At 55.2% G+C, this 22,485-nt stretch carries 21 protein-coding genes and 3 pseudogenes; all 24 read right to left on the bottom strand.

The features are described 5' to 3' along the window. Nucleotides 1-153 precede the first annotated feature (153 nt). On the bottom strand, nucleotides 154-1,176 hold the full coding sequence (locus VU18_RS06530; RefSeq protein ID WP_021322573.1) for a glycosyltransferase family 2 protein: 1,023 nt from the start codon (nucleotides 1,174-1,176) through the stop codon (nucleotides 154-156). Between the two features lies 1 nt (nucleotide 1,177). After that, on the bottom strand, nucleotides 1,178-2,857 hold the full coding sequence (locus VU18_RS06525) for a DUF6044 family protein (RefSeq protein WP_011231003.1): 1,680 nt from the start codon (nucleotides 2,855-2,857) through the stop codon (nucleotides 1,178-1,180). Nucleotides 2,858-3,242: 385 nt separating this feature from the next. After that, entirely contained in the window at nucleotides 3,243-4,223 is a 981-nt protein-coding gene (locus VU18_RS06520; protein WP_021322572.1) for a phosphotriesterase, read from the bottom strand. Continuing rightward, nucleotides 4,223-5,905: a long-chain fatty acid--CoA ligase gene (locus VU18_RS06515; protein WP_011231001.1), complete on the bottom strand. Its 1,683-nt coding sequence runs from the start codon at nucleotides 5,903-5,905 to the stop codon at nucleotides 4,223-4,225. Before VU18_RS06515 ends, VU18_RS06520 begins: the two co-directional genes overlap by 1 nt. A 100-nt stretch (nucleotides 5,906-6,005) precedes the next feature. Continuing rightward, nucleotides 6,006-6,245 carry a hypothetical protein gene (locus VU18_RS06510; protein ID WP_011231000.1) on the bottom strand — a complete coding sequence of 80 codons (240 nt, stop codon included), beginning with the start codon at nucleotides 6,243-6,245 and terminating at the stop codon, nucleotides 6,006-6,008. Between the two features lie 26 nt (nucleotides 6,246-6,271). Further along, nucleotides 6,272-7,072: a DUF523 domain-containing protein gene (locus VU18_RS06505; RefSeq protein WP_031206563.1), complete on the bottom strand. Its 801-nt coding sequence runs from the start codon at nucleotides 7,070-7,072 to the stop codon at nucleotides 6,272-6,274. Then, nucleotides 7,069-7,839 (bottom strand): 5-oxoprolinase subunit PxpA, encoded by a 771-nt coding sequence (locus tag VU18_RS06500; protein WP_011230998.1) that lies wholly within the window; start codon nucleotides 7,837-7,839, stop codon nucleotides 7,069-7,071. The genes VU18_RS06505 and VU18_RS06500 overlap by 4 nt, the downstream gene beginning before the upstream one ends. Continuing rightward, nucleotides 7,836-8,585, bottom strand: a pseudogene (locus VU18_RS06495) (biotin-dependent carboxyltransferase family protein); the annotation flags it as partial. The gene VU18_RS06500 and the pseudogene VU18_RS06495, both read right to left, overlap by 4 nt. Before the next feature lies 1 nt (nucleotide 8,586). Then, nucleotides 8,587-8,807, bottom strand: a pseudogene (locus tag VU18_RS19545) (KipI antagonist); the annotation flags it as partial. After that, entirely contained in the window at nucleotides 8,800-9,492 is a 693-nt protein-coding gene (gene pxpB, locus VU18_RS06490; protein WP_013145505.1) for a 5-oxoprolinase subunit PxpB, read from the bottom strand. The pseudogene VU18_RS19545 and the gene pxpB, both read right to left, overlap by 8 nt. After that, nucleotides 9,489-9,716: pseudogene (locus tag VU18_RS19540) on the bottom strand (IclR family transcriptional regulator C-terminal domain-containing protein); the annotation flags it as partial. The gene pxpB and the pseudogene VU18_RS19540, both read right to left, overlap by 4 nt. A gap of 1 nt (nucleotide 9,717) precedes the next feature. Beyond that, nucleotides 9,718-10,238 (bottom strand): IclR family transcriptional regulator (locus VU18_RS06485; protein WP_236687309.1); only part of this gene is annotated, 521 nt, incomplete at its 3' end. A 131-nt stretch (nucleotides 10,239-10,369) separates the two neighbouring features. After that, nucleotides 10,370-10,858 (bottom strand): GNAT family N-acetyltransferase, encoded by a 489-nt coding sequence (locus VU18_RS06480; protein ID WP_110107772.1) that lies wholly within the window; start codon nucleotides 10,856-10,858, stop codon nucleotides 10,370-10,372. 279 nt (nucleotides 10,859-11,137) lie between these two features. Continuing rightward, nucleotides 11,138-12,658: a bifunctional ADP-dependent NAD(P)H-hydrate dehydratase/NAD(P)H-hydrate epimerase gene (locus VU18_RS06475; RefSeq protein ID WP_011230993.1), complete on the bottom strand. Its 1,521-nt coding sequence runs from the start codon at nucleotides 12,656-12,658 to the stop codon at nucleotides 11,138-11,140. A gap of 340 nt (nucleotides 12,659-12,998) precedes the next feature. After that, nucleotides 12,999-13,397 carry a hypothetical protein gene (locus VU18_RS06465; protein WP_021322568.1) on the bottom strand — a complete coding sequence of 133 codons (399 nt, stop codon included), beginning with the start codon at nucleotides 13,395-13,397 and terminating at the stop codon, nucleotides 12,999-13,001. Nucleotides 13,398-13,460: 63 nt separating this feature from the next. After that, the gene (locus tag VU18_RS06460; RefSeq protein ID WP_011230991.1) at nucleotides 13,461-13,868 is read right to left on the bottom strand and encodes a thiol-disulfide oxidoreductase DCC family protein; all 408 of its coding nucleotides are present in this window, start codon (nucleotides 13,866-13,868) and stop codon (nucleotides 13,461-13,463) included. Then, the gene (locus VU18_RS06455; RefSeq protein WP_011230990.1) at nucleotides 13,868-14,551 is read right to left on the bottom strand and encodes an SOS response-associated peptidase; all 684 of its coding nucleotides are present in this window, start codon (nucleotides 14,549-14,551) and stop codon (nucleotides 13,868-13,870) included. Before VU18_RS06455 ends, VU18_RS06460 begins: the two co-directional genes overlap by 1 nt. Before the next feature lie 95 nt (nucleotides 14,552-14,646). Further along, nucleotides 14,647-15,609, bottom strand: a complete 963-nt coding sequence (locus tag VU18_RS06450; RefSeq protein WP_020278846.1) for an alpha/beta hydrolase — start codon at nucleotides 15,607-15,609, stop codon at nucleotides 14,647-14,649. A gap of 95 nt (nucleotides 15,610-15,704) precedes the next feature. After that, on the bottom strand, nucleotides 15,705-17,387 hold the full coding sequence (locus VU18_RS06445) for an acyl-CoA dehydrogenase family protein (protein ID WP_011230988.1): 1,683 nt from the start codon (nucleotides 17,385-17,387) through the stop codon (nucleotides 15,705-15,707). A gap of 23 nt (nucleotides 17,388-17,410) precedes the next feature. Continuing rightward, complete coding sequence (locus VU18_RS06440) at nucleotides 17,411-18,946, bottom strand: class I adenylate-forming enzyme family protein (protein WP_014195650.1); 1,536 nt, start codon at nucleotides 18,944-18,946, stop codon at nucleotides 17,411-17,413. Continuing rightward, nucleotides 18,943-19,332, bottom strand: coding sequence for a MerR family DNA-binding transcriptional regulator (locus VU18_RS06435; protein WP_011230986.1), 390 nt, complete (start codon nucleotides 19,330-19,332; stop codon nucleotides 18,943-18,945). Before VU18_RS06435 ends, VU18_RS06440 begins: the two co-directional genes overlap by 4 nt. 364 nt (nucleotides 19,333-19,696) lie before the next feature. After that, nucleotides 19,697-20,485 carry an ABC transporter permease gene (locus VU18_RS06425; protein ID WP_011230985.1) on the bottom strand — a complete coding sequence of 263 codons (789 nt, stop codon included), beginning with the start codon at nucleotides 20,483-20,485 and terminating at the stop codon, nucleotides 19,697-19,699. A gap of 2 nt (nucleotides 20,486-20,487) precedes the next feature. Further along, nucleotides 20,488-21,261 carry an ABC-2 family transporter protein gene (locus VU18_RS06420; RefSeq protein ID WP_011230984.1) on the bottom strand — a complete coding sequence of 258 codons (774 nt, stop codon included), beginning with the start codon at nucleotides 21,259-21,261 and terminating at the stop codon, nucleotides 20,488-20,490. Beyond that, entirely contained in the window at nucleotides 21,258-22,229 is a 972-nt protein-coding gene (locus tag VU18_RS06415; RefSeq protein WP_031206562.1) for an ATP-binding cassette domain-containing protein, read from the bottom strand. The genes VU18_RS06420 and VU18_RS06415 overlap by 4 nt, the downstream gene beginning before the upstream one ends. Between the last annotated feature and the right edge of the window lie 256 nt (nucleotides 22,230-22,485).

The following is a 22,485-nucleotide window of genomic DNA, read 5'->3' as shown; positions in this document are numbered from 1 at the left end:
CAAGCCCTTTCGCCGGCCATACACTGGCTTTCGCCGTACTTTCGGCCAATAGAATGATCCATTCTCCCCATCCATCAGTCTACTCTTTCTTTTTTTGAATTGCAAGACAAAGAAAAAAGGCGGCCGCCAAAGCGCACCTCCCTTTTTGTTCCATTACGAACGCGTCCATTCGGCCGCCCCTCCCTCTTCGGACGGCGCCGCCGGCGACAGCCGCTGCGGCAGCGGCCAATTCCACAAATCCAATTCGATGATATAGCGCGGCCGCCGTTTTGTTTCTTTGTAAATTTTTCCAATATATTCACCAATCAGCCCGAGCGCCATCAGTTGCAACCCTCCTAACAGCCAAATGGACGTAATGAGCGACGTCCAACCCGTTTCCGTATGCCCGACCCATTTGAGGAAAAGAAAATAGGCGCCAAACATCAAGCTGACGACAAACGAGAGAAACCCAACGAGCGAAATGAAACGGATCGGGGTGACGCTGAACGACGTCACGCCGTCAAGCGCAAAGGCGATCATTTTTTTCAGCGGATATTTCGTTTTCCCGGCCAGCCGCTCTTTTCGGTCATAATAAACCGTCGCCGACCGAAAGCCCAAAAGTGGAACGATGCCGCGCAAAAACAAGTTCGCTTCCCCGAACTGTTCAAGCGCGTCCACAGCGCGCCGGCTCATAAGGCGATAGTCGGCGTGATTGTAAACGAGATCGACGCCAAACGCCTTCATCAACCGATAAAACCCTTGCGCCGTATGGCGCTTGAACCATGTATCGGCATCGCGCCGCCGGCGCACGCCGTAGACGATGTCATAGCCTTCACGAAACTTTTGCACAAATTCCCGAATCGCCGCTACATCATCTTGCAAATCGGCGTCGATCGAAATGAGGCAATCGGCATGCCTTTTCGCGGCGAACAGCCCAGCAAGCAGCGCGTTTTGGTGGCCGGCGTTATGCGCCAGTTTCAGCCCTTTCACTTCCGGGTGACGCAAACTCGCTTTGTATATGATCTTCCATGTGTCATCACAGCTGCCGTCATCGACGAACAAAAGCGCGCTGTTGGATGAAATGAGCTGCTCTTCAATCAATTGTTCGCGCAACTCCCGTAAGCGGCGGATCGTCTCCGGCAGCACCTCTTCTTCGTTGTAACACGGCACAACAATAGCCAACGTCGGTTCGAACATGTCACCTTCCTCCCTCCGGCACGACTTTGTATAAATAGATGGTCCACGCGGACTCTTTGGAACGGAACACCCGCTCAAGGCGCAAGGCGTTTTCGTCGGCATTTTCAATCGGCAGCGCCGAAAAAATGTAGCGCCCGCCCATGTTATAAAACACGTTTGTGTTCAATTCCAAGCTGCGAATCGTCCGCTTCGAGTTTTTCTGAAACATATACCGCTTGCCGAGCTCATCGACGAACAAATAGCAGCGCCCGCCCCATTCATCGAAATACTCGCGCAGTTTTTTGTTTTTCGCAAGCTCCTTGGCGATGATGCGGCGAAACCGATGCTTGTATTCGAGCGGATAAAAGTTGTTGTACGTATCGAGTGTGTAAAAGCCGTTGTATTGAGCGATCGCCGGGTGGATGCCGATGCTGGCGACACGGTATGTATGCACCGGGCGGCCGATATAGCGGCGAATGGCGGCAAACTGCTTTTCCGCGTAAAACTCGCGAAACGACGGCTTGTCGCGGTAGACGATTTCCTCATTGCATAAAGCAAGCACGACAAGCTGCAAGACAATGGCCGCCGCACCGACCGCCCGCCACCTTCGGCCTTCCTGCCAAAAAATTTTCAGCGCCAGTGCAAACAAGACGTAAATCACCATTGGCCGCAAAAAATGGTAGCGGGCGAAATTGAACTTATCGAGCAAATCAAACCGTTCGGTGAGCGGCAGCCATCCTTTGTAAAACCAAAACGCATACCATGTCGACAGCGCGAAGTTCAACCCGTGCAAAATCAAAAACAGTTTCTCCCGCCGCCAGCTTTTCCGCTTCCATACAATGTACAAGGCAACGAGCGTCACCGGTAAAATGACGAGCCCATGCACGGTCATGACGTGGGTATGGCCGAGCACATAGTTTTTGAACGTCAGCCGGATGACGCGCCAAAGCGGCAGACGGGCGTGGAAATATTCGTCGCGGCTTGTCGGCTCATTGGAAAACAAGAGCGAATGGACAAGCCGGTAATCGACCGCCAAATAGAGCATCGTCATATAGACGATGGCCGCCAAAAACCGCCAATTCCAACCCTTGCCGCGGATGACATCAATGAGCCACCAAATCCCAAGCGCGCTCAAGAAAAAGAAAAATCCAAGCACGAAGCTCGAATAGAGCGGCAAAAGCGTCAACACCGCCCAGTTCACCCATGAACGCTCGCCGCCCCGAATGTTTAAAAACGCCCAAAGCGCAAGCGGCATCCCGAGCGTACTTAACATTCCCGATGGCCAAAACGGCGTCAAGGCAAACGTCAACGAAGAGCCGATGCGAATCCATCCCCAGCGCTCGCCCGGCAGCACATGTTTTCGCAGCAGCAAATACATGCCGATGAACGCCAATACGCGGGTTGCGGCTTGACTGAGCCCATAGGCGTAAATGGATGGAAACAGGGCGTGAAGCCAAACGATGCCGCTGAATTCTGTGCCGAACGCGTTGCGCGGCAGGCCGTTGATGATTTGCGGAATGACGCCATCGACCGGTCCGAACAGCTCACCGCTTCGAGTGAGCACCTTATACCAGGCGATGTTCGAATCCAAATTGTCGTGGACGCGCATATGCGCATCCTCGCCAAGCACAAAATACGGCGACACGTACAAGGCGATGACAACGAAAGAGAAGATCAGGATTCGCTTTTCGATGGCCGGCACCTTTTCTCCTCCTTTCGCCCGGCTCTTGTCTTTCTTTATTGTTCAACCCAACAGGAAAATTATTCATGAGAATGGAAAAAAACGGACCCCTGTCCAAACAAAAAACCGCCGTCGGCCGGATGAAGCCGGATGACGGCGGTTTTCTATTCGTCTATTTACCTTTCGATCAGCCTTTTGCATGCAACACAACGTTGCCCAAAAAGCTGGTGATGGAACGAAAAAACGCGCGAACCATGGAGATTTCGCTCTTGAACGCTCTCCCACCTACGCTCACGCGTGGAAGTGTGGGGTCTTCTCGGTTTAGGATGATAAACAACCGCTTTTCCGCGCGTTCGCAACAACGATTTTGCAGAAAGCGCGGTTTTTACCGACCTTACAAACGGCGTCAAGCCGAGAACAGCGCCGCCGGATTGCCGATGAACATTTGCTCAAGCACTTCGTCGCGGATTCCTTCATTTTTCAGCGCGGGGATGATGTTCACAAACAAATGCTCGACATGCCAATTTTTCATCATTTCCGCAAACGGTTCCGGCAGCGTAAACGGACGACCGAGCCAAACGTTGACAGTGTCATGCGACAGCATAATTTGTTTCTCGTACCCATCGCGGAGCAGAGCAAGGAGCGTCCGCACCCGCTCCTCATCGGTCGGCGCGCCGACCATCCCTTGGATGCCGAAGCGGTCAAACGCAATGTAAACGCCGTAAGCAAGCGTCTTTCGATGATAGTCCGGGTCCGTGTTGCCGCACATATGGCCGATGACAATTTTTTTCGGATCGGCGCCGTGCTCAAGCAAATAGGCGGCTTGTTCCGGCCCCATCGTTCCTTCTTGCGTATGGGTGATGATGACCGCGCCCGTCTCTTTTTGCGCGCGGGCGGCGGCGCGGAAGAACATCTTTTCGTACTCGGTGATGCGCCCTTTGCTCGAGGCGAGCTTGATGACACCCGCCTTGATTCCGGTATCGGCAATGCCCTCGGTCAGCTCGGCCATAAACATGTCGTAAATGTCATCTTCTGCTGTTCCGAGAAGCCGGCGGAATTGGAAGTACGGCGGCGCCCCTTCCCCTTCATAATAATAGCCGGTGGCGCAAATAATGTTCAGCCCCGTCTCTTCAGCGACGCGCCGCAAAAACGCCGGGTTGCGCCCGCAATCGTTCGGCGTCGGATCGACAACCGTTTGAATGCCGTGCCGCTTCATCTTTTCCGCCGCCTCGACTGCGACGCGAAGCGCCTCGTCTTCACGGAACGTGCCGCGCGTCACATCGCCTTGAAACCCTGGATAACCGAAGAGGAAATGCTCGTGGATGAGCGTTTTGCCAAGCTGTTCCACCGGCACCGGCCCGCATACCGTTTCTACCATCTCCGCCATCAGTTGTTCACCCCTTTCCCCGCTTTTTCATACTCCTCTTCCTGCAGTTTCCGCCAAAGCAGCTTGCCGCTTGACGTCATCGGCAGCGATGAGCGGAATTCAACGAGGCGCGGATATTTGTACGCCGCCATTTGCGTCTTGGACCATTCAATGATCTCTTCTTCCGTTACTTTGCCGACATACTCGTCATGAAGGACGATAAACGCCTTCACCGTTTCGCCGCGGCGCGGATCCGGCACGCCGACAACGCACGCCTGCTGAACAGCCGGATGTTTGTACAAAAGCGACTCGACTTCGGTCGGCCACACTTTGTATCCAGAAGCGTTGATCATCCGTTTGACGCGGTCGACGATGAAAAAGTAGCCTTCCTCATCCATCCGCCCGATGTCGCCGGTGCGGAAAAACCGCTTGCCGTCGAGCTCGATGAACGCTTCTTCCGTTTCTTTTTCACGCCGGTAATAGCCGCGGAACACTTGCGGACCACAAACGATGATCTCCCCGACTTCGCCGACGCCAAGCTCCCGCCCCGTCGCCGGGTCAATGATGCGCGCGTCGACGTCAAACGACGGAACGCCGAGACATTGCAATTTCGGCCGGTCCGGCGGATTGAAATGCGTCTGCGAAATCGTCTCCGTCAGCCCGTAGCCTTCAAAATAACGGACGCCGGTGAGCTGGAACAATTTTTCCCCGACCGCTTCCGGAAGCGCCGCTCCGCCGCCGGAAATGCTCGAAAGCGAGGAAATGTCATACCGGCCAAGCGCCGGGTTGGCCAAAAAGTCGATCAGCATCGTGCTGATGTTCACCCAATGCGTGCAGCGGTGCAATTCAATCAGCCGGGCGGCCGCGTCCCGATCCCAGCGCGTCATCAACACCATGGCGGCGCCGGCGAAAATCGGCGTATGCATGCTATGGACCATCCCCGTGACATGGAAAAACGGCAGCGTCGCCAACGCGACCGAATCGCTCGTCACATCGCCCCAGTGGTAGGCGCCGACGATGTTGGCGTTCACCGTCCGGTGCGGGTGGATGCAGCCTTTTGGCACCCCGGTCGTCCCGGATGTGTATGGCAAGACGGCGATGTCATCAACATGGCCGTTGTATGGAAGCGGCGGCAATTGGGCGCCGAGGCAGTCCGCCCATAAAAGAATGCGCTCATCCCCAATGGCCCGCCGCGGCGCCGCCACTTCAGCCGGAAGCGAAACCGGCGATTCATCGGAAGCATAATCAGAATAAGCGGCGACGATGATTTGTTCCAACGCCGTTCGTCCAAGGAGCGGGGCCGCTTTGTCAAGCAGCTCCTGCCCAACGATGGCGACTCTCGTTTCGCAATCATTGACGTAAAAGGAAAGCTCCTCTGAGGTGTTCATCGGATTGATCGGCACGACGATCGCTTCAGCGCGCAAAATGGCATAGTAGGAGATGACAAACTGCGGAGAATTTTGCATGTACAATAGAACGCGGTCGCCCGGTTTGACGGACAGCTTTTGCTGCAAATAGCCGGCCAACGCGTTCACTTCATCGAGCAACTGTTTGTACGAATACACGGCTCCGTAATAGTAAATCGCCGTTTTGTTCGGATAGCGCTTCGCCGTTGTTTCCAAATGGTCGACCAGCGTCGTCTCCGGCACAGCCAGCGTTTTTGAGAGCCGTTTCGGCCAATACGGGTAATGTCTCGTATTCATTCCGTTTTCCTCCTCCTTTTCACGCGATCGTTCACTGCGGCAGCCTCCACGCAAGCAGCATTGGATAGCTTTTTTTACTGACCAGTTGGTATATAGCCGACTATTTTTTATTGTACACGCTTTCATAAATATTTTCAATAATTTTCTGAATATACAAAACAAAAATACACCGCCTACAACAGGCGGCGAGCACGGCGCGGTAGTCGTCCCAAAAGCGCGGCCGATCTGCTTCACGAAGACGTTTCGCCACCTGCTCGGCATAATAGTCAAAATGCTCCGTTTCCTCGTATAATGTTCCGTCCAAATCAAAGACGATCGCTTTGATGTCTGCTCCGTGCATACCGTTTCCCCTTTCTTGGCCCGTCATCATTTGCTTGTTCGTTTTTGGTTGATAGACAAAAGCCAATATGGCAAAATATGATTCTGGAAAAGCTTACCATTATGTTGCAAAGAGGAGGAACACATGATGAGATTCGTGATCCCGCTTGTCCTTTCCTTTGCGCTCGCAGCCAGCTTTTTCTTCGACTCGTTCCGTTCGGCCGAAGCGGCAGCCAAAATCAAAACGTATCCAAACTGCACCGCGCTGAACAAAGAGTATCTAGGGGGCGCGGCCCGCTCCGCCTCTGTCAAAAACAAAGGAGGTGGCAAATTCATTTCCCTCGTCCAATCTCGGTTCGTCGACGACTGCACAAGCCGCCTTTCCTCGCCTCGTTTCACAAGTCGGACCGTCTCCCGCGGAACCCCAAGCCCAATGGCCACTTCTGGGCATACAGGCACAAGCCGAGCAAACTCCCCTAAACGAGAGACAAACGAATTGTGAATGATATCGCCGTTATACCGGCAGGCAGAAAAGCCGAGGCATTCGCTGACCACCACTGTCGGAATGGCGTAGTGCATCCTTTTGTACTCCTTTCTCGTTCCGTCACCTCTCTTTGTTATTGTAACCAATTGAAGATCGACTGTCATGAAGGCCATTTCATTGAGCCAGCCAAAAAATCGGTATAAGTTAGAAGAAGCAATAAACAGCTCCAAATGAAAACAGCGCCCTAAGCGAGTTTCCTGCTTAAGGCGCTTATTCGGCAGCTGCTGCATGGCAGTGCACACGCCCATATACACCATTAAAGAAGACGGCAAGGGCGCCAAATATGGTGTTCCGGCTTTCTTCATCGTCTTTCCTCTCGGCGCGGCGCCTGAATGGCGATTCCTTCGTTTTGCAAGGCTTGATAGAGCCGCTTGGCAAATCGCACCGCCTGTTCATTGTCGCCATGGAGACAGACGGTGTCGGCTTCAATCGCCACGTCCGTCCCTTGCACCGAGCGAACGCGCCGGTCGCGGATCATCATAAGCACTTGCGTGACCGCTTCGTCTTCATCCGCGATGATGGCGCGCGGATCGCTTCTTGGGGTGAGCGAACCGTCCGCCTGATACGTCCGATCGGCGAACACTTCGCTCGCCGTCCGCAAGCCGCAGGCGCGGCCGGCGCGGATGAGTTCGCTTCCCGACAAGCCGTATAAGACAAGCATCGGATCGACATCATGCACCGCTTTGGCGATCGCTTCGGCCAGCGCCGCGTCTTTCGCCGCCATATTGTACAAGGCGCCGTGCGGCTTAACATGCGTCATCACGCCGCCTTCCGCCTTCACAAACGCAGCCAGCGCGCCGATTTGGTAGACTACATAGGCGTATACCTCCTCTGGCGAAACGGCCATGGCGCGCCGTCCGAAGCCAAACAAGTCCGGAAACCCCGGATGGGCGCCGATGGCAACGCCATGCTGGATGGCGAGTTGCACCGTCCGCCGCATGACGAGCGGGTCGCCGGCGTGAAACCCACAGGCGATGTTGACAGAGGTCACGTACGATAAGATTTCTTCCTGCCCAAGCCTATACACCCCAAAGCTTTCGCCGAAATCGCAATTCAAATCAATCGTCCTCACCGTTCTCCCTCCCATTGACGGCGAATGGCCGCAATCCATCGAGCCAGCCGTTGCTGTTGTTCCCGATAAAGCCACATCGCTTCTTCCGGCTCGATCGGCTGAAATTGGATAAAGTCACCCGGACGAGCCTGCGCGAGAATCGGCAAATCCACAGACGCAACCTGGGCGATGCGCGGGTAGCCGCCGGTTGTCTGGCTGTCCGCCATCAATACGATCGGCTGGCCGGATGCCGGGACTTGCACCGTGCCGAAAACGACCGCTTCCGAGACCATCTCCCGCTCGCGCACAAGCGCCAACGCCCGTCCAGAAAGCCGATAGCCGATCCGATCGGACTGCGTCGTCACCTCATAGCGGGCGGCGAAAAACTGGCGGCGGCTCGCCGGCGTAAATTCGTCATACTCCGGACCGGGAACCGCGCGCACCGTTTTCGTTTTCCCACCAATATAGCGGCGGGCGGCCGAAGCAAGACCCCAACGCATCCGGCCGATAACACGACGCCCATGAGTAACGCCGACCGGCAGTGCATCGCCCCGCTGCAACGGGCGGCCTGAAAGCCCGCCAAGCTGGGCTGGAACGTACGTGGAACGACTGCCCATCACGGGCGGGACGTCGATGCCGCCTGATACAGCGATATACGCCCGAAACCCCGTCCGACACACCCCTACTTCGAGCACATCGCCCGATTTGACGATCTCCGGTTTCCAAAGGGAAATCGGCTGCCCATTGAGCGTGCACGGGAAATCGCCNCCGCATACCGCAACGACGGCCTCGACGCGAAACCGAAGCGTCGGTCCGGCCATCGTCGCCTCAAGCACCGCCTCATCACCGTTGTTGCCGACAAGCGCATTAGCCAGGCGATACGCCCACGCATCCATCGCCCCGCCCGCCGGCACGCCGGCATGCCGGTAGCCAAAACGCCCGCCATCTTGCACGGTTGTAAACAACCCAGCCTCGATGACGTCAATCATGTTCCTCGCTCCAACGTGCAAATTCATCAGCCCCAATCGGCTGAAACGCGACGATATCGCCAGCCGCAAGCAAACTTGGCTTCTCTCGGTGCGGGTCAAACAGCTTCAGCGGCGTTCGACCGATCAGTTGCCAGCCGCCCGGCGTCGCAAGCGGGTAGACGCCCGTCTGTCCGCCGGCGATGCCGACCGAACCGGCAGGCACTTTTGTGCGCGGCACCGACCGCCTTGGCGTCGCCAAGCGCGGCGACAGCCCTCCTAAATAGGCAAATCCAGGAGAAAAGCCGATCATATAAACTCGGTAGCGTCCGGCCGAATGGAGCGCTATCACTTCGTCTTCTGTCATCCCATGGAAACGAGCGACATCCGGCAAATCCGGACCGAATTCGCCGCCGTAACAGACGGGAATGACGACCGTCCGCGCCGAACGCCGCACCGCTTGTTCAGACCGCCTGATGTTTTTCCTTAGCCATGCGCCTATGCCGATGTAATCGATCACCAATGGATCATAGTAGATGGTGAGTGACGAAAACGCCGGCACGATCTCCTCGATGCCTTCTTTTCGCTCGGCCTGAAGCCGGGCGGCCGTTTGGTGGACGATATCATTCACGTCCTCGTCAATGCGGTCTGAAAACCGAACCGTCACCGCATATTCGCATAATGGAAACAACGTATACTCCACCGTCATCCCTTCCCCCGAAAGCCGAGTTCGCGCGAAATGTCCATCGCCGCCTGCTTCAATCGCGGAACGATGCGCGCCACATCATCTGGCGAAAAGCGCTGTTCCGGCCCGGCAACGCTCAGCCCGGCAACCGCCGCGCCTTCATGGTTGAAAATCGGCACCGCAACGGCGGCCGAATAGTTTTCCAGCTCAGAATAGCTGACCGTATAGCCGCGGTCCCGGTCTTCTTCNAACAACCGGCGCAGCGCTTCTTTGTCGGTCACCGTATGTTTGGCGATTTTGACAAGCTCGACTTGTTCTAAATAACGTTCCCGATCCGCCTTGTCCATAAACGCGAGCAAGACACGAGGGCACGCCCCGGCATACAGAGGGGCGCGCCGCCCGACTTTCGTATAGACGCGCACCGGCTCGGACGTCTCGACTTTTTCAATATACAGCGCCTCATCACCGTCGCGAATGACAAGATTCACCGCTTCGTTCGTCTCCTCTTTCAGCCGCTTCATCACCGGCAGCGCCGCCCGGCGAATATCGAGCCGCTCGGCGACGAGCGCGCCAAACGTCAAGAAGGCTAAACCGAGCTCATAGTAATCGCCTCGTTTTTGCAAAAAACCAAGGACAACAAGCGACTGCGCCATCCGGTACACCGACGTTTTGGGCATCCGAAGCCGCTCGACCATTTCCGGCAGCGTCAACCGTTCGCAATCGAGAAACAAATCAAGCAGTTCTTTTGTTTTTAAGACCGTTTTATTCATCATTGCCCCTCTGTTCCGAATATCAGAATATTAATTCCAAAATACGAGTTATATATTTTTTATTATAATGAAAAGTGGAACAACTTTCTACCACAAAATGAAAAGCGCCCGCTGAACGGACGCCGTTGGATTCAAATCGATAAGCGTTTCAAAAACACATAACTCACTTTTTGATATTCCATTTTTTCCTCATAGAAGCGATGGGCGTCAACCCGCTGCAGGCCGGATGACAGCGAGACAATCCCGTAGCCTTGCTCCTTCGCCCATTCGTGCACATGCGACAGCAACGCTTTTCCATACCCTTTCGAACGTTCGGCTGATGTCGTGACCAAATCGCAAACCCAAATAAAACGGCCGTTATAGAGCGTGATCATCGGCATGAATCCGACAACGGCAACCATTTTGTCCTGATCATATAACGCCGCAAGCTTATACCCTTCTTTTTCTTGCGCTTCACGCACAAGCGCGACATACGTTTCTTCATCCAAATGAGTGCGCAGCTCCCGCATGACCGGAAAAGCGCTTCTTACTTCCTCCTCCGTCTCGAGCCAAACAAATTGCGGCATGACTCCCATCTCCCTTCTTCTATTTCTACATTCATGATATCCATGTTTGTCCAAAAATGGAACTTCCGCCTTTCCGCAACGTTGATCATCGTTTCGAAAGAAGACTCCCGCTTCAAGCGCGTGAAGGGCGCAGCCCAGCGATCAGTGGAAGATTGTCGGCTGATAAACCAACGATTACAGCTGCAGCCGCAAATACGGCCTCAGCGGTAAAGTTTGCGCCCGAACCACATGCCTTATGCGCAGAAGGCTGGGAGAAAGAAAACGCCAGCCGGTTATTCGCAAGCCAGCTGGATCGTTTTCATCCCCCAGCGCCCCTTTCAATGGACCGGTTGATCACGCCAGCGAAGCGAGCACAGCCGGCAAGGCCTCCACAACGTCCGACGCCAATACATCCCAAGGCGAATGACCGTGTTGAACAAGCCAATCAGCAGCCTTTCCATGCACGAACGCCGCATTGCTCACCGCAGGCTGCACCGCCTCGTGCTGCAACAAAAACGCCGCCACGATGCCCGTCAACACGTCACCGCTGCCGCCTTTCGCCAAAGCCGGGTTGCCGGTCGTGTTGACATATTGCGATCCATCCGGCGCCGTAACAATCGTATACGGCCCTTTCAACACGACATACACGCCATATTCCATCGCCAACCGCTTGGATAACCCAAAGCGGTCGTGCTCGACCTCGCGAATGGAGCGACGGACGATGCGCGCCATTTCCCCCGGATGCGGGGTGATCACCGTCGGCGCGCTTCGGCGGCGCACCTGTTCAGCGTAATCATCCCAGAAAAATAGGGCATCGGCATCGAGGATAAGGGGCACCGGCTTTCGCACCAACTCCCCAACAAGACGGCGCACCCCTTCCGTTCTCCCCATGCCTGGACCAACGGCGAGCGCATCGACATCCAGCCCGTTCCAATCGGCCGCGCCGGCAAACGCTCCCCCTTCGGCCGGCCATGGCCTGCACATCGCCTCGGGCATCCGATTGGCAACCGCTTCGTACACTGTTTCTGGAACAGCCATGGTCACAAGTCCGGCCCCGCTTCGCAGCGCTGCCTTGGCGGCGAGCGTCACTGCTCCTGCCATAGCTTTCGATCCGCCGACTACAAGCAGTTTGCCATACGTTCCTTTATGCGAGGACCGCCTCCGCTTTGGCATCGTCCGCATGACATCGCTTCGCTCCCACACGAACCGACGGGCTGCATTCGTTTTGACCACGAGCGGCGGAATGCCGATATCTACAACAGCGAGTTCCCCGTAATAATCGGCCGCTGGGAATGTGTACGCCCCAAGCTTCGGGCATTGAATGGTGAGCGTCATATCCGCGCGAACGGCCGCGGCGACATCACCGCCATCCGCCGGCACCCCGCTTGGCACATCGATTGCATACACAACAGCCCGCGAGCGGTTCAGTTGTTCAATGATTTCTTGATACGGAGAGCGAACCTCGCCTTTCACGCCGATGCCAAGGAGCGCATCAATGATCACGTCGTAGTGCGGCGCACGCATCGCAAACTCTTGTTCATTCCCTTCATACGGAATCCACGAATACCCGGACCGCTCGTACACCTCAAGCGCGGTGCGCGCCGCTCCTTTCACCTTTTCCTTTGGTGGAATGAGCCATACATCGGTTTCGTAGCCGCAGCTTTTCAACATACGGGCAACGACAAACCCATCCCCGCCGTTGTTGCCCGCCCCGGCAAGCACCGCCACCCTATCAGCGCGCGGAATCCGCCCTTTCAGCACCCGAAACAGCGCCTGCCCTGCGTTTTCCATCAACGAATCAGCGCTGATGCCGATCCGCTCCGTCACTTCTCGGTCGATGGCGTACATTTCATCAGATGTTACGACCGGAATCATTCTCCTTCCTCCTCTCTTCTTTTGGCCTTCGTCCCCTTTGGCGCTCCATCTTTTGCACATGTTGGCCATGGGAGAATCAGGCTTTGAGAACGAACCACGATGTCCGATGGAACGGTCTTCATGGAGCGTTCATGAAACGTTTGGCATTCCCTGCCGCGCCTTCCCATCATCAATGTATGATTTAGGGAAGCCTTGCCGGAACAGCCGGCGGCTGCGTCTAGGCGCATTTTCATTGGAGCGGCGTCATCCCTTTATCGCCGTGTTGCTCGCCTTGTCCTACCCGCTTATCCGCTATGCAGAAAAACGACGGCCATCGCCTTCACGATGACCGCCGCCTCGATTACGGCTGCTTGGCGATCACTTGCAGCCCAAACTGCAGGCAATCGTCGCAAATTGCCGCCAGCGGACCTTTGGCCAGCCTTGGTTTTTCTTTGAGACAAAACGAGCAGCGGCCGCCGCCATGCGCCTCTTCTGCCTCCAAGGCCAGCGTTTCCTCAAGTTTTTCCAATGAGAAGACAGCCAACGCCTCGTATACGTTATCAAGCAAATGATCATCAATATAGGCACATTTTCCTTCCCAACGGAGCGCGATGAGTTTCGCCGCCACCGCCATCCCTTCGTAAAACCGGCGCCGATCCTCGTTCTCCCTTTGCTCGGCCATAGCGATCAATTCATCGGCAAAACGCTCAAGCGCCCGAGGCGTGCATTCATCAAGCCACCGTGTTGTTCCGTTTGCCATATCCATTTCCCCTCCCACGTTTCTTTCCCTTTTCAATACGACAAACGGGCGTATTTTCCTTCTTCACCACAGCGGCCATTCATCAAGAAAGCGGGATCGCAGCTCAGGCGGCGGCAGCTGACAATGATCGCGCTTCAGAGTGAGACGATGCCGATGGTTGGCGACCGTGTCATATATATGATCGCGCAACAGCCGAGGGATGAGAAATCCAGACGCTGCCAGCCAATTCCAAGGCCAAGCAAGACGACGTCCGATGCGCAGGACAGCATCAGATTTTACATAACAGCACCCGTTCTCGATGAGGACGACGCTGTCTCCCGCTGACATCTCCTGCTTGGCTAACAATGCTTGACCAACGGCGCTCTGTTGCGCCGCAAAGCGGAACACCGCCTGGCGGTCGCGGGCGGCGATCCAGTGTGCGCTCGCATGGCAAAACAGGCAATCGCCATCAAATAAGATGACAGGATGCATCACGTTCCCTCCATTGACCGGCTGTCGACCGGCTCGATGCAGGCGATCACGTCGTTTTTCGGCGAGTTGACCAGCGGCGCCACTTCGTACATGCGCATCTCGCTGCTCGGATACGGACGCAGCAACGATTTCAAATACTCGCTGTCGTCTAAACGCGGATCCAGCCAGTCTTCATGCTGCTCGGGAGGCAATATGACCGGCATCCGATCGTGAATGGGGGCGATGAGCTCGTTCGCCCTCGTCGTCATGATCGTGCACGTCTCAAGCGGCCCGCTCGCTCCCTCCCAGCGCTCCCACAGACCGGCAAACCCAAACGGCGCATCCGTTGCAAGCGTAAACCGATACGGCACTTTTTTCGATCCCTCTTTTTTCCACTCATAAAATCCATCGGCTAAAATCAAACAGCGCCGCCGCTTGAACGCATGGTGAAAACTCGCCTTCTCATCGACTGTTTCCGCCCGGGCGTTGATCATTTTGACACCGATGCGATCATCTTTCGCCCAAAACGGCACAAGCCCCCAGCGCATCATTTTGCCGATTCGCTCCCCTTCTTCCACAATGACCGTCAACACCTCCTGGCTCGGGGCGATGTTGAACCGAGGCGCAAGCGAACCTTGATAACGGAAACGAAACAACGCCCGCAATGTTTCCAAATCAACTGTCAACGTAAACCGACCGCACATGGCATTCACTCCTCGATTCGTTGATCAATGCCATCTTCATTCTCTATTTCTTCCATTATAATACAAAAAGCGGCCGAACACGAATCGCAGCCGCCTTACGAAGAAGTTTTTACCAATGAGCGCAAAAACGCCGACACTCTTTCTACATACTCATCGCTGTAGAGAGAAAAACTTTTCACATGATCCGCTTTGTCCGTCAGCCATAGTTGAAACGCATGCGGATGGGTGTTGTACAACTTCACACTTTCTTTGTATGGAATCGAACGGTCGTCTTTGCTGTGGATGAACAAAATCGGCCTCGGCGCGACACGATCGACCGCATGGATGGGCGAAGACACACCCAAATCCAAATCCGCAAGCGCCGGGACGATCGCTAAAATCAAATACGTAAACGGCACATCGGGCAAGTGCGTCCATACCGGCATATTGGCGCGCAAATACGATTCGAGGTCGCTAAACGGGCTGTCCGCAATCACCCCGCGAACATCGCTGTCTTCTGCCGCCGCCAAAATCGATGTCGCCGCCCCCATTGAAACGCCGTATAAGGCGACTGGCTCGCGATAGTGCCGCTTCGCGTAATCGATGACGCCAAGCAGATCGTCTTTCTCTTTGACGCCGATCGTAATCATATCGCCTCCCGACTCGCCGCTCGCGCGAAAATCAAACAAGATGACGCGGTACCCGTCGTCAACAAGCCGCTTGGCGAGCGGCAAAAACGGCACGTTTTTCTGAATCCGGTTGCCGGCATACCCATGGGCAAAAATGACCGTCATCTTCGCCGCTCCTTTAGGCGGAATGATCCAGCCTTCGAGCGCCGTTTTCCCATCTTTGCTTGTAAATGTCGCACTTTCATACGCCATGCCATAGTCTTTCGGCGTCATGGTAACCGGCTCGCGCGGTTTATGCGTCAGCTGCCAGCCGACATAAACGGACAAACCGACGCAGGCGAGCAACCCCAAAATGACAACGCCAATGGCCGCAGAAATCCAAACGCGCCGTTTTGTCCGGCGCGGCGTGCGCACCACTTCCATGTCCGTTTTCCCCTTCCTTTCTTTCATCCTACTTGTTGAATTGCTCATTTGGCAGTCAAAAAAAGAGATGTCCGCCAAAAACGAACATCCCTTTCGCCCATGGCCCGCTTCATGCCGCCAACTTACGAATGCGCGAGCGGCGCAGACGCTCCTTTACATCTGACGATCAAGTCAAACTCGCGCACCGACGTCATGCGTTCATCGACGAGCCCGCGCTCCCAAACATGGCGCAAAAACAGCTCAGCGATCAACCTGTTCCGTTCGTCTTCTTGCCCGCGTTCAAGGGCGATGATGCTCAAATACAGATCGCACATCCGATTGGCGATCGCTTTCGCGTGGAACGTCTGGACCTCTTCCGACTGGCCGTTAAGACGCGCCAGTGCTGCCCCCCATTCCTTAAGCCCTTCTTCGACCGGGCGGGCGAGCGGCTTCACGTCAGCTGCCAAACGCTCAAGGCGCTCCTGCATCTCGGCGGCAAACCGTTCGTGGATGCGATATTTGCGCATCAACCGCAGCACCTCGAGCGCCAAAATGTTCGCCGTCCCCTCCCAAACCGTCAGCACTTGCGCATCGCGCAACAGGCGTGGCGTGACAAAATCTTCAATATACCCGTTGCCTCCATGCATTTCAATCGCCTCATGGCTGAACGCGATTGCCTCTTCGGCGGTGCGCATCTTAAGGAGCGCAATCAGCAGCCTGAGCCATGCTTTCTCCGCCTCGCTCGCTTCATGCGGCGCGGCCATGACGCGGTCAAACAAGGCGATCATGTCAAAGCAGGCGCTCGTTTCCACTTCCTGTCTCGCCGTCAAATTGGCAAGCGTCTCGCGCACCATCGGGTAATCCGTCAAGACATGGCCAAAGGCAGTGCGTCGCTCAGCGTATTGTTTCGCCTCTTCAAGCGCCCGCTTCATGATGCCGACGGAAGCAACCGCATTGCAGACGCGCGAGAGATTAAGCGCTTCCATCATATAGTAGAAGCCTTTCCGCGGATCGCCGACCACATACGCCTCGGCCCCGTCAAACACGACTTCGGCCGACGGCACGGCGCGCACTCCTAACTTATCTTTCAGGCGGCGAATCGAGATGCCGTTTAACGTCCCATCTTCTTTGCGCCACGGGACAAGGAACAAGCTCAGCCCTTTCGTCCCCGGCCCGCTCCCGTCGATGCGCGCCAATACGAGCGCCACGCCGCAGCGGCCGGCATTGCTGGCAAAATATTTTTCCCCATATAGTTTATAATGGTCGCCGCACGGCACAGCACGCACCGCGTTGGCGCCAACGTCCGACCCGCCTTGGCGCTCGGTTAAAAACGTCGCCCCTTCATACAGTTCGACCTCACCGGTGGAAGTGACATGGGGCAAGTACCGTGCTTTTAACTCGTCGTCGGCGAAATGTTCAAGCACATAGGCGGTTGCCATCGTCAGCGTCACCGGACAATAAAACCCGGGCTCAGCTTGGGATAAAATGTACCCTTGGGCGTACGAATACATGTAGTTTCCTTTTCTTCCAAGCTCGGGAATCGGTTTGTGCACATAACCGACAATGCCCGTTTCGTACGTCTGTTTTGCCGTCTGCACGTATCCTTCGTTTACCCATACTTCGGAAATGTCGTTCCCAAACCGGTCGTACTTGATGAGGCGCGGCTGCCCTTCGCGGTCGGTGTGCACGGCGCGGCGGTCGACGTCCGTCAAGCAAAATTCGTAAAACGACGCGAGCTTTTCTTCCGCATACCGATACAATTCGTCATCCAAATGCCGTTTCAAATTCGCCAGCAAATTCGGATCGACTTCATAAAGCGGTTTCATCGTCTCTCCCCTTTCCCCTCTTCTTATCGTCCCTGTGCTCCCTGCGCCGTCGTCTCCCACATCCGCAGCACTTGTTTCAACACTTTTCCCGTCGCATTGCGCGGCAGTTCAGCGATCGCCTCATACAGACGCGGAATTTTATAGTCAGCCAGCTTGTCAGATAGGAAACGCTTGCACTCTTCCGCAAGCGGTTCGAGAGGTTGGCTCAATACAACAAACGCTTTTGCTGTTTCGCCCCACTCCGGATGCGGCACGCCGATCACGGCAACATCGGCGATCGCCGGATGCGTTCGCAGCACATCTTCGACTTCCTTTGGATAAATGTTGACACCGCCGGAAATGATGACATCTTTTTTCCGGTCGACGATCCAAATGTAGCCGTCTTCATCGCGGCGCGCCAAATCGCCGGTGTACAGCCAGCCGTCTTTGATCACCTCGTTCGTTTTTTCTTCGTCCTTGTAGTATCCTTTCATGATGCTCTCCCCGCGCAGCACGATCTCCCCGACCTCGCCGGGCGCAACTTCCTGTCCGTTCTCATCGACGAGGGCCACCTCGCAATGAAGAGCGGCATCTCGGCCGACGCTCCCCGCTTTTTCGCCATGCTCCTCAGGAGACAAGTACGTCCCGTTCGGGCCGGCTTCGGTCAAACCGTATAAACACATCATCCGCCCGGCGCCAAAGCGGCTGGCGACAAACTTCACTTCCTCACGCGACAGCGGAGCCCCGCCGTACATCCAGCAACGGACCGAAGAAAGGTCGTATTCGTCAAACCGCGGATGCTTCGCCGTCAACAAATACGCCACTGGCGCGCCGAAAAAGTGGGTGATCTTGTGACGCTCGACCAGTTCGAGCAACGCATCCGGGGAAAACGCAGGCGCTAGGACATGGGTCGCACCGACGTACGTGCCGCCTATGAAAAACAAATGAAGCGGCGCTGAGTGGCTGAGCGGCATGAGATGCAGCAGGCGGCTTTGACGGTCGATTTTCGTTTCGATCACGATCATGTCCGCAACCGTGATCACATTGCGATGCGTGAACAACACCCCTTTTGGCCGCCCCGTTGTCCCCGATGTATACAAAATCGTCGCCTCATCATCCTCTTTGGCTGGGCAGACGATCTCTTCTGGATCACCCGAATCGATCAACTCCTCGAGCGACAGCCAACCGCCTTCCGCCTTCCCGGTCTTCACCCAGATTCCATCGCTTCCACCGACAAGCGGGGCGAGCACTTGATGCACCCAATCGTGGGCGATGAGCGCCTTTGCCTCGCTATGGCCGAGAATATACTGCACCTCAGCCGCCGTCAAGCGCGCGTTAATCGGCACAACAACCGCGCCAAGGCGCAAAACAGCAAAGTACGAAACGGCAAACTCTTTGGTATTGGGCATATACAGCGCGACTTTATCGCCGCGTCCGACACCAAGCCGAGCCAATGATGAGGCCAAGCGATTGACCATGCAGTTGACCTCGGCATACGACAGCGATGATTCTCCTTCGATGACCGCCGTTTTCTCTGGAAATTTCCTCGCATTCCGGGCGAGCAGCTCTGAAATGTTCATCCATCCGATTCCTCCCATTCTCGCAATCGCTGTTCAAAATCGGAAAGCAGCGCTTCCATCTCCGCCTTCAGCTGAAGCAAATCCTCGATCCGCTCGCTCACCTCCTTCAATTTCCGCCGCCCGTATTCGACCGTTTTTTCAAGCTGTTTCTTCCCCGTGCGATCCTCATCAAACAGCGCAATCATCTCATGAATTTCGTCAAGCGAAAAGCCGAACCGTTTGCCGCGCAAAATGAGCTTGAGTTTCGCCCGCTCCTTTTTCGTATACAGCCGCTGCCCTGACTCGGTCCGGATTGGGGAGAGCAATCCGCGTTCTTCATAATAGCGGATCGTCCGTGTGCTCACATCAAACTCTTGCGCCAAATCGGAAATGGTGAAATAGTGCATGGCCATCCCTTTTCTAGAATCAATATTCTGAATTTTATTTTAATTGACGTTTACGTAAAAGTCAACGAATATGAAAGCAAAGAAACAGTCATCCTCCCCCTTCTCCGTGTCCATTCTCTCCGCCATCCAACCATCAATATGGAAAAAATGGATCTGGGAGCCGTCGGCGAAAGGAGACATCCTAAGCCAATGCAAAGAAAGAGACAGTCGACCGAACGCACAGGTCATCAGCACTGAAACGCTTTTCCATTATTCATGGCGGCCAGAAGCGAATCGGACGGCATGGGTCGATATACGCGCCGCTGATTCCCTGGCGAAATCACCATGACAAAAGAAAAAAGCCCCTGTCTAAGGAGCCGTTTCCTCACCCGCCCGCCCCGGTGTAAAAGCGCAAGGCAAACCGCCAAAAGCGACGGGCCAGCCATAAAAAGAGAATGGCCGCAGCCAAAGCCGCCAGCGCTGTCGGGATGCGCCATTTTCCAAGCAGCGCCAAAGCCGGCGTATTGGTGATCAACACCGCCGGCAAGATGTAGGTAATCACCAACCGCACCGCCCCGCGGTACATGCTGCCGGGAAAGCGGGCCGTATCAAAAAACGAATCGAAAATAAACGACAAGTCATCGATGCGCACGACCCAAAACGAGGTCGTCATCAACATCATCCATAGCGAATAAATGAGCAAAAGAGAAGCGGCCATCACGATCAGAAACATGCATACGTCGGCCGCCGATGGCACGTAGCGTTCAACATACAAGCCGAAGCCGATGACGCCGATGCCAAGCGCCACATCGATAAGCCGCCAAAAGACAAGGTGGCGGAAGCTGACGTAAAACATGCTGTCGACCGGTTTCGTCAAAATATAATCGAGCGTGCCGCGCCTGACATGCTCAAGCAGCCTTGGCATGTTCGGGCGGAGCGCAAAATCGATGAATCCGCGCAGCGTATTAAAGACGCCGAGCAGCACAAGCACTTCCCCATACGTCCAGCCGCCTAAGCGATCCGTCTGGTAAAAAAAGATATGGACGGTCAACAGAGCGATTGCGATGCCAAAAAAGCTGGCGATAAAATTGCCGAAAAATTCGCTCCGGTATTCCATTTCCTCGACCAAACAAGCGCGGAAAAACTCGCGGAACACCCGCCCGTATCGCCGCATGTTCATCCACCTACCGCCTGATTTTTTCTCATCCCCGCTTTCCACAGCCATTGCAAAGCACCAATCAGCGCCATCATCCACCCGGCGGCGATCGCAAAGCCGCGCGCCAACTCTCCTCCATCCGCCGCCCCGGTGGCGATTTCGATCGGAAAACTGATCATATAGCGAAACGGCAGCCACTCGCTCCATTCGCGAAGCTGCGGCGGAAGCAGCCCAAGCGGCGCGATCCGTCCTGACAAAAACAACGAAATGACGTCGATCACGCCGTACACAGCCGCCACTTTCGTCATCCAAAACGCAAGCAACCCGCACGAGTAACTAAGCAAAAAACGAAGCGCCGCACCCAATACAACCGCCATCAAAAACAACATGATTTGACTTGCCGTCATGTGAGGACGAAGCGCCGGCCAAAATGTCGCTGCCACTACCCAGACAGGCACTAAAATGACGGCAAACAGCCATTTATAAATGATGTTTTCCGCGATCGCCCAATGGATCGGGTGAAGCGGCCGCAGCAACCAATTCGAAAACGTCCCTTCGCGAATTTCACGGTCCAGCTCCCATACATCCCACGCGCTCGTCATTCGTTCGACAAAAATGACGGCCATAAAATAAAAGACAAACGAATCGCTCTCTTCCGGATGAATGTTCATCCAGACAAACATCGTGATCAGCGGCTGCGTGATCGCACCCGTCATCCAGACGAACGTCGCCAAACGATACGCGAGCATTTCGATGTATTTCATCCGCAACAAAGCGATATATTTGCGAATCATACACGCTCCTCCTGAAACGCGCGCGTAATCACTTCCTCAAGCGGCGGGTCTTCAATATTGATGTCGCGGACATCAAACCGCTCTAATAACCGCGCTGCTGTCCCCGCCGCCTTCTCGCGCGCCACCCGCAATACGACTGTTCCTTCTTCGATTTCCGCCACTTCGCCATACTTTCCCCAATCCATGTCCGGAACCCGTGAAAACCGGACTTCCAATCGCTTGTACGGCGCCAGCTTCTCCGTCAGCACTGACAGTTCCCCGTCGTAAATCAATCGCCCGTAGTTGATGATCATCACCCGGTCGCAAAGCGCTGCAACATCACCCATGTAATGCGATGTCAACAAAATCGTCGTCTCGTGCTCCCGATTGTAGTCAACGATAAAGCGACGCACGTTTTCTTGCGTATGAACGTCAAGCCCGATCGTCGGCTCATCCAAAAACAACACTTGCGGCCGATGCAAAAGCGCCGCCGCCAGCTCGCAGCGCATCCGCTGCCCGAGCGACAGACTGCGCGTCGGCTTGTCCAACAGCGGCGCCAAGTCGAGCAGTTCCGTCAATTCCTCGAGCGTCTGGCGGAAAGCCCGATCGTCGATGTCATAAATGGCTTTATTGACCAAAAACGTCTCCATCGGCGGGATGTCCCAAATGAGCTGGCTTTTTTGCCCCATCACCAAGCTCATCATTTTTTTAAACTCCGGCTTTTGCTCAAACGGCACAAACCCGCCGACCGTGATCTCTCCTGATGTCGGATGCAAGAGGCCAGCAAGCATTTTCATCGTCGTCGTTTTCCCCGCCCCGTTTGGACCTAAAAAGCCGACAATCTCCCCTTTTTCAATCGTAAACGAAACGTCCTTCACCGCCTCAATGACGCGGTAGTCGCGCCGCCATAAACTGCGCGCCGCCTCAAGCCATCCCGCTTCGCGGCGATGGACGCGGAACGATTTATGCAAATGGCTGACACGGATCACCATGTTCATCCTCCAGTATGTGCATACTACTGACATTCTTTTGTTATATCACATTCGAAGGACGCGCCGCAAAGAAAAACGTTTCGTCATCTTTCTTCTATCATCTCTTTCTTTCGTCATGTATAATAGAAGGAGAATCGAACCAGAAAGGGGATTGTCGAATGGGAGCGATCTCAAATGAAATGATTTGGCAAGCCATTAAAGAACTTGCCGAGCAGCTGCAACAAACGAACGGACAAGTGCAGCAACTGGGCCA

Origin of the sequence: Geobacillus sp. ZGt-1, assembly GCF_001026865.1 — a bacterium.
Taxonomy (GTDB): domain Bacteria; phylum Bacillota; class Bacilli; order Bacillales; family Anoxybacillaceae; genus Geobacillus; species Geobacillus thermoleovorans.
Note: the sequence above shows the minus strand (reverse complement) of the source record. Positions and strands in the feature narration are given on the sequence as shown.